A 6,473-nucleotide genomic window follows, 5' to 3' on the forward strand; every position below is an offset into this window, starting at 1 on the left:
GAGCGTCGCATATCCGGCAATCATCTGAACCTCGGGTTCCGCAGAGTTTTCAGCAGGGATTCCGAGACCATAAGGCCAGTACCGCCGCCCCCGTTGCCGTCGCCGTCATCCAATGGCCTTACAGGCACTTTGTCCGAGGATTTTTGAGCGTCGAGTTTGGCACGCAACAGGGCCATAACCATTGGCCAGGTCGAGAATTTGCCCTCCCTCGCCTTGTCGGTCAGGCTGCGCAGATACCCCCCGGCGCTGCTGATCTGGTCAGTTCGCTGATAGATTGCCGCCAGTGCGATCGCCGCGTGCTGCTCGCCCATCACCTCGCAGGCTTCACGCCAGGCGCTGGGACTGATCGCCAGCATCGGCCGCGCCAGTTCCGCCGCGGCCAGAAAGTCCCGCCAGTGTCGGATACCGCCGCCTTGCGCCAGTTCCCCCAGGTTCGGGCAGGCGTCGAGCACAATTCCCAAAGGCAATTCCCGTTTCGGCATACTCCGCACATTGTCGGGTTCCGTGGCGGTGCCGCCCGCTTCCTCTTTATTTCCAGAGCAGTATTTAGATTCAAAATTAGAGTCTGGTTTTGAATTCTGTATGTGGCATCCAAAATGGGACTCATTGGCGCCCGGATTCTGTGTTTCCCCAAATGATTCCAGTACCTCACGGATCTCCGAGTAGAGACCGTGAAGATCAGAGCATACGTCATCAATGAGCTGCCTTGGCGCCGAACGGGGCAGGCGGCTCATGATGGATTGATAGGTCTCATGTATTTTGCCCCAGTTCCCGGGCACATTCTCCGAAATGGCTGCCTCAATGAGTTTGACGACATCGCGGCGCAGCAGCGTGAGCCGCTCCCTGGCGACCCGAAAGGCATTCTTCTCGGCCCTGATGGTCTCTGCCAACTCGCAGAACTCCTCAGCCCGCGCAACGATCGGAGAAAGGTCAAAACCGTAGGCCTGCTCGACTTGACCGCCCCTGCCCTTGCGGGCGAATCGCTTGCCGTTTGGACTGTCTCTCCGGATGATCAGCCCACAGTCCACGAGGACCGCCAGATGACGCCGCAGCGTTGTCGCCGGCATGCCGTTGGCACGAGCCATCAGTTGCTCGTTCGAAGGCCACACGATCAATTCTCCGCCGCCCGAAAGCTCTGTTTCCGGATGGAAGGAGAGCAGGGCATTGAGAATAGAGAGCGAGCGGTCCGTGGCGCCGAGCAATTCGCGCGCCTCCCGGATCGAGTGGAACACTTTCCATTTCTGAACTTGCGTGCCTTCCGGCACCGCTTTTGCGATAGCCTGGCTTGCCATCATGCCAAGCGACATTGTCCGCCGCCCGAAGGGCGTCGTTGGGGTATGTGTCTGCATTGTTCTTCACCTATTGCTAGGCAAAAGAAATCTGCTCGCCGAAAATGACGCCAAAGACTCTTGACTATGATTCGCGGAAGTGGGATTCTCATAGTTGCTAAGCTTGAGAAGGGCTTCCGGAGATGTGTTTTCGGGGGCCTTTTTCTTTTGCTGTCTGTTTCCTTTCGCAGTGGGTTACGCACTCATTGCCAAAACTGACCAAGGTCAGCACGGCCTCAGGCTCAAACAACCTTGTCAGCTGACAAGGTTGTTACGCGAGCCCAAGTTCACCTCTCGCTCTCTCGAGCGAAGAACCTTTCAATCAGCGCTGGCAGTTCTTCCTCCATAAAATCGGCAAACGCCGACGCTTGAGCTTCTTCAATCGTCAGCTTCACAGCGACTTCAGAAAACACTGCCTTTCCGACAACCTCTCCGGTCGGACCTCTTAGCGCCAGACTGCTTTGCTTCTTCGGTGGAACCTTCTTCGCGACAGCAAGCGCTTGCTTGAAGCGCTCATCGGACGGAAGGCTTAAAACCTTGTCACCTGACAAGATTTTGCGAACACGGCTAAGCACATCAGGCTCTGCCGATACCGCATCAGCCAGTGTGACCCATCGGGGCCGCCCAACCTTCGGAGCTCGTCCTATTGCTTCAATGATGTCCTGAGGCAGAACCCGGCACACCGATCGCAGGCGTGCAAGCTCGGGGTCATCAATCGAAAGCGCCGCACGAATGTCTCGAGGCTTGATACCTGCCTCGTCCATACGCCAGGCAAACAGGGCGCGCTCAATCCAGCTGAGATCCTGACGCGCGGCATTTTCAATTCCCTGAGCGACCACAAGTTCGGCGTCAGAAAGATCCATTACGGTAGCTTTGAGCTTGATGCCAAGCTCCTTTGCCGCACGCCAACGCCGGTGCCCGTAGACGACCTGGTACCGGCCTTCAGCGCCCGGGTGCTTGCGCACCTGGACTGGCAGCTTCTGGCCTTCCTCGGCGATGAGCCTCTTCAACTTATCAAAATCGACGCTGTTGTCGTCCGGAAGCCGATCGGGAAACGGGGAAGGGTCTATCAATGCCGGATCGATCTCCAAACCAACTCCGGCGTCGACAATAGCCTGAAGTCGATCCCGCTGTTCACGGAGGTCGCTGAGCGACCTATGCGTGGCGCCAATGACGCCCGCACCGACCCGCGCAAGCGGCTGCACGGGGAGAGGTCTTGTTTCACCTTCAGCCTGCCCGGCATTACCATCAGACGGAGCCGGCTCGGAAAATGCTCCGAAGTTCGCGAGGATCGACTTACCTGATCTTTTTCTGGTCATATCCGCCCCCAGCTTTCTGCGATCAAGTCAACTATCCGCCCGTTGACAGCGTCGATGGATTCCCTTGCACGCTTGACCGTGGCGGCCCCCACATTGCCGGTTTCCAATTCGTAGAGTGTCCTTTTTGCAAGTCCGGCTGTCTCTATCGCGGCGCTCTCAACTGCCGTCGGCGTAAGAACGTCCTCCGCGAACAGATGCCTTAGCATCGACACAACATGTACCTGGGACTGGTCGTTGGGGTCATGCCGCGTCACAACGTAACGGAGAAAGTCCTGATGCAACTCAGCGCCGGCATCACGGATAACCGAAATCAGATCCCCCATCATGAGCAGGAACTGACTCATCGACATGACGTCAAGCATTGCCGGATGCACGGTCACAAGAAGGCCAGTCGCAGCGTAAATGGCACCAAGCGTCAAGAAGCCGAGAGAAGGGGGGGTGTCGAGTATTACGACATCATAATCGTTTTCAACCTCGGCGATCACGAGCCGGAGGCGCTCGAAGAAGATGCTCTGACTACCATTGAGTTTCTGCGCAAGGACCCGCGGGGTCTCATGTTCGTATTCCATGACCTCGATGTTTCCCGGAATGAGGTCGATTCCAGAGAAGTAAGTCTTGCGAATTATTTCCTGGATCGGGCGCCGCTCGTCATCGTAACGCAGAGCCGCGTAGATGGTCTCGTTCTGCTGGACATCCATCTCAGGCTGCGCACCAAACATCGCAGACAGCGACGCTTGTGGGTCCAGATCGATCGCGAGCACGCGGTAGCCAGAGAGCGCCAGATAATGTGCGAGATGCGCGCTGGTCGTCGTTTTCGCGCTACCGCCCTTGAAATTGGCGACCGCAAGGATCTGGAGATGCTCACCTTCACGTCGGTGCGGCAGATATCTTAGCGCCTCGGCAGGCTTTTGGCTGGCAAACAGCTCTCTCAGTTCGTTAATCTGCGCAAGAGTATATGCTCTATGGTTGTTTTCCAGTCGCGCCGGAACCGGACCTTTCCCCTCGTTGGACATTAACTTGAGGGTCGATTCCGGAATTGATGTGAGCTTCGACACCTCATGGGTCATGAAGAACCTGAGGCTCTTCTGAGCATCCGGCGGGTACATCTGTTGGCGTCGAGCCTGCAAGTGGCTTGAAAGCAAGCTCGCATGCCGGACAATCTTATCCGCTGGATCGCTCGTCTCCGGGATTGATGCAATTGGTACAACCATTGTCGTTGCGATTCCTCTTTGTCGGCCTGAAGGCGTTTTAACGCCCCTTGCCCGACAAAGTTAGGCCACGATTCGGTATGCGCGTCCAGCGGTTTAAGGTTAACAGAAACTTAACAGCAGAATCTGGCCAAGCTCAGACAATCGGACTGTTAAGACCCAATAAATGACATTGGGATCTCGCGACACGCATTCTGGCAATTTTTTCAATAAGATACGCCATTACAGTATGGCGCTGTGACTCGGAAGTAGCGGTCATGTGCCGAGCGGCGCGAATAGGTCAGCCAGAATCTCCTCATCAATCAATCCTGCAGTGCCCTCATCTGCATTGTCCGCCAGAAGCGCATCAGCGAGAGCCTCTTTGCGGGCCTGAAGGGCGAGGATCTTCTCTTCGACAGTGCCGGCTGCGACCAGACGGTGAACGAAGACGGGCTTGTCCTGTCCGATCCGGTGCACGCGGTCCATCGCCTGCCGTTCCACCGCGGGGTTCCACCACGGGTCATATAGGATCACTGTATCGGCCTCGGTTAAGGTCAGACCCACTCCACCCGCTTTGAGGCTGATCAGAAACACCGGGGCGGAACCGTCCCGGAATTCTTCCAGAACCTGGGCCCGCTTGCGGGTCTGACCGGTCAGGGTGAGATGGGGAATTCCGAGCGCATCCAGGTCCGAAGCGATCAGCCCCAGCATCTCGACGAATTGCGAGAATATCAGCACGCGCCGCCCCTCGGCCACCAGTTCCTCCAGCAATTCTTTCAGCCGTGCACGCTTGGCGCTGTCGCTCACCAGCCGTGCAGCCTCGGACTTCACAAGGGCGGGGTCGCAGCAGACCTGGCGCAGTTTCAACAAAGCATCAAGAATGGTGATGCGTGCGGCGGCCAATCCGCGCTTGGAAATTGCATCACGCACCCGGGCATCCATGACGCTGCGCACGGTCTCATAGAGGGCCTGTTGCGATTTGGTGAGCTCAACCCTTTCGATAATTTCGGTACGCGGCGGCAGCTCGGAAGCTACGGCCTTCTTGGTGCGGCGCAGCAGGAATGGGCGCACACGCCGATTGAGCCGCGCCTGTGCGCGTGGGTCCCCCTGTTTCTCGATGGGCGTGCGAAACAGCTTCTGAAAGGTCTTGCGATCCCCCAGCAGCCCGGGATTGATCCAGTCGAACAGCGTCCAGAGGTCCTGCAGGGAGTTTTCCATCGGAGTGCCGGTCAGGGCCAATCGACCGGCCGAGGGAATATCGCGTAGAGCCTTGGCCATCTGGGATGCGGGGTTCTTGAGGACCTGCGCTTCGTCGACGATCACCAGATCCCAACGGACAGATGCCAGCAGGTCCTTATCGCGCGCCAGCAACGGATAGGTGGTTACCACCAGATCGGCGCTTTCAATCTCACCGGTCAATGAATGCCGTCCGGTGCCGTGCAGGATCAGAAGACGCAAATCGGGGGCAAAGCGCGCAGCCTGATCCTGCCAGCCATGGATGAGGCTGGTGGGCACAACAAGAAGCGCTGGCCCCCGGGCGTTCCCGCTTTCGCGCCGCGCCAGCAAGAGGGCAAGAGTTTGCACGGTCTTGCCCAATCCCATGTCGTCGGCCAGCACCCCGCCAAAGCCTGCACCGATCAGAGTGCCCAACCACGCGGCGCCAAAACCCTGATAGGGGCGCAGTTGGGTGCAAAGCCCCTGAGGCTGTGCGATGGCTGTGACTTTCCCCAGGGCTTGCAGACTGCGCGCCAGCGGCAGAATGCCGGCATGATCGGCAAAGCGCACCTCACTGCCCGCCAGCGCCTCGGCCACTTCATGAACAAGAGTGGATTCCGACGGGTGCATCCGTCCTGTCCCGTGATGCAGCAGAAACAGGTGCAGCACAGATGCGATCGGGCTCAGGTCAATGGCTACATAGCGTCCGCGCATGCGTTCAATGAAGGCCGGGCGCGCCATCAGATGGGTCCGCAATGACTCGAGATCGGGCACCGCATCCCCAAACTCGTCACCCAGCTGTTCCAGATAGGCTGCTATCAGCGGGGCCAGATCATGGGTTTTGCCGGCCACCTCGACCTTGAAACCCAGATCGAACCAGCCGTATCCGCCAAAGGTCTCTCCCGATGCCCCGACAGTCTCGACCGACAGTCGGGTCTCGGCCTCTTCGATCTGATAAGGCCATTTCGAGGTGATCTCGATTTCCCACCCTTGAGTGCGCAAGGTTGGGAGAACGCGCGCAGTGAACTCGAGCGCCGCTTCGATCCGGCTGATCTCAAAGGTCAGCTCATTCATCTCGCCATCGGCGAAGACAAAGTCATATCGCGCCAGCCCATCGCTCGGGCTATGCAATTCCAGCTCGTCAATCGGGATAGCCCCGGATTCCTGTATCAGGACATGGCTTTCATTCTCCCACTCGTGATCACGTTCAAGCGTCACAAGGGTATTGTCTTCAATGAACCGCGGCTCATCGGCTTCCATCAACGACACCGCATGCCCTTCATAGAGAAATCGCAGCGACAGACAGGGGAGGGTGACGGATGTTCGCCCGTATCGGTAAAGCCCCTCATGGGCATTTGCGGATGCCAGCGTCAGCTGCGCCTGTCGTGTCCGGGCGGGCCTCCGCGTCGCATCCGGAAGTGTCG

Annotated in this window: 4 protein-coding genes; all 4 read right to left on the bottom strand. The window is 58.1% G+C overall.

Features of this window, described 5'->3' with window-relative positions:
- Positions 1 to 20: 20 nt before the first annotated feature.
- The gene (repC, locus tag Q8O80_RS15465) at positions 21 to 1,349 is read right to left on the bottom strand and encodes a plasmid replication protein RepC (RefSeq protein ID WP_305580826.1); all 1,329 of its coding nucleotides are present in this window, start codon (positions 1,347 to 1,349) and stop codon (positions 21 to 23) included.
- A 266-nt stretch (positions 1,350 to 1,615) separates the two neighbouring features.
- A complete protein-coding gene (repB, locus tag Q8O80_RS15470) occupies positions 1,616 to 2,647 on the bottom strand; it encodes a plasmid partitioning protein RepB (protein WP_305580828.1) in 1,032 nt (343 codons plus the stop codon).
- Positions 2,644 to 3,858 (bottom strand): plasmid partitioning protein RepA, encoded by a 1,215-nt coding sequence (repA, locus tag Q8O80_RS15475; RefSeq protein WP_305580830.1) that lies wholly within the window; start codon positions 3,856 to 3,858, stop codon positions 2,644 to 2,646. Before repA ends, repB begins: the two co-directional genes overlap by 4 nt.
- A 252-nt stretch (positions 3,859 to 4,110) precedes the next feature.
- Positions 4,111 to 6,473: DEAD/DEAH box helicase (locus Q8O80_RS15480; RefSeq protein WP_305580832.1), on the bottom strand; the 2,363-nt coding region annotated here is incomplete at its 5' end.

Source organism: Devosia sp. (assembly GCF_030689745.1).
In the GTDB taxonomy this organism is placed as follows: Bacteria; Pseudomonadota; Alphaproteobacteria; order Rhizobiales; family Devosiaceae; genus Devosia; species Devosia alba.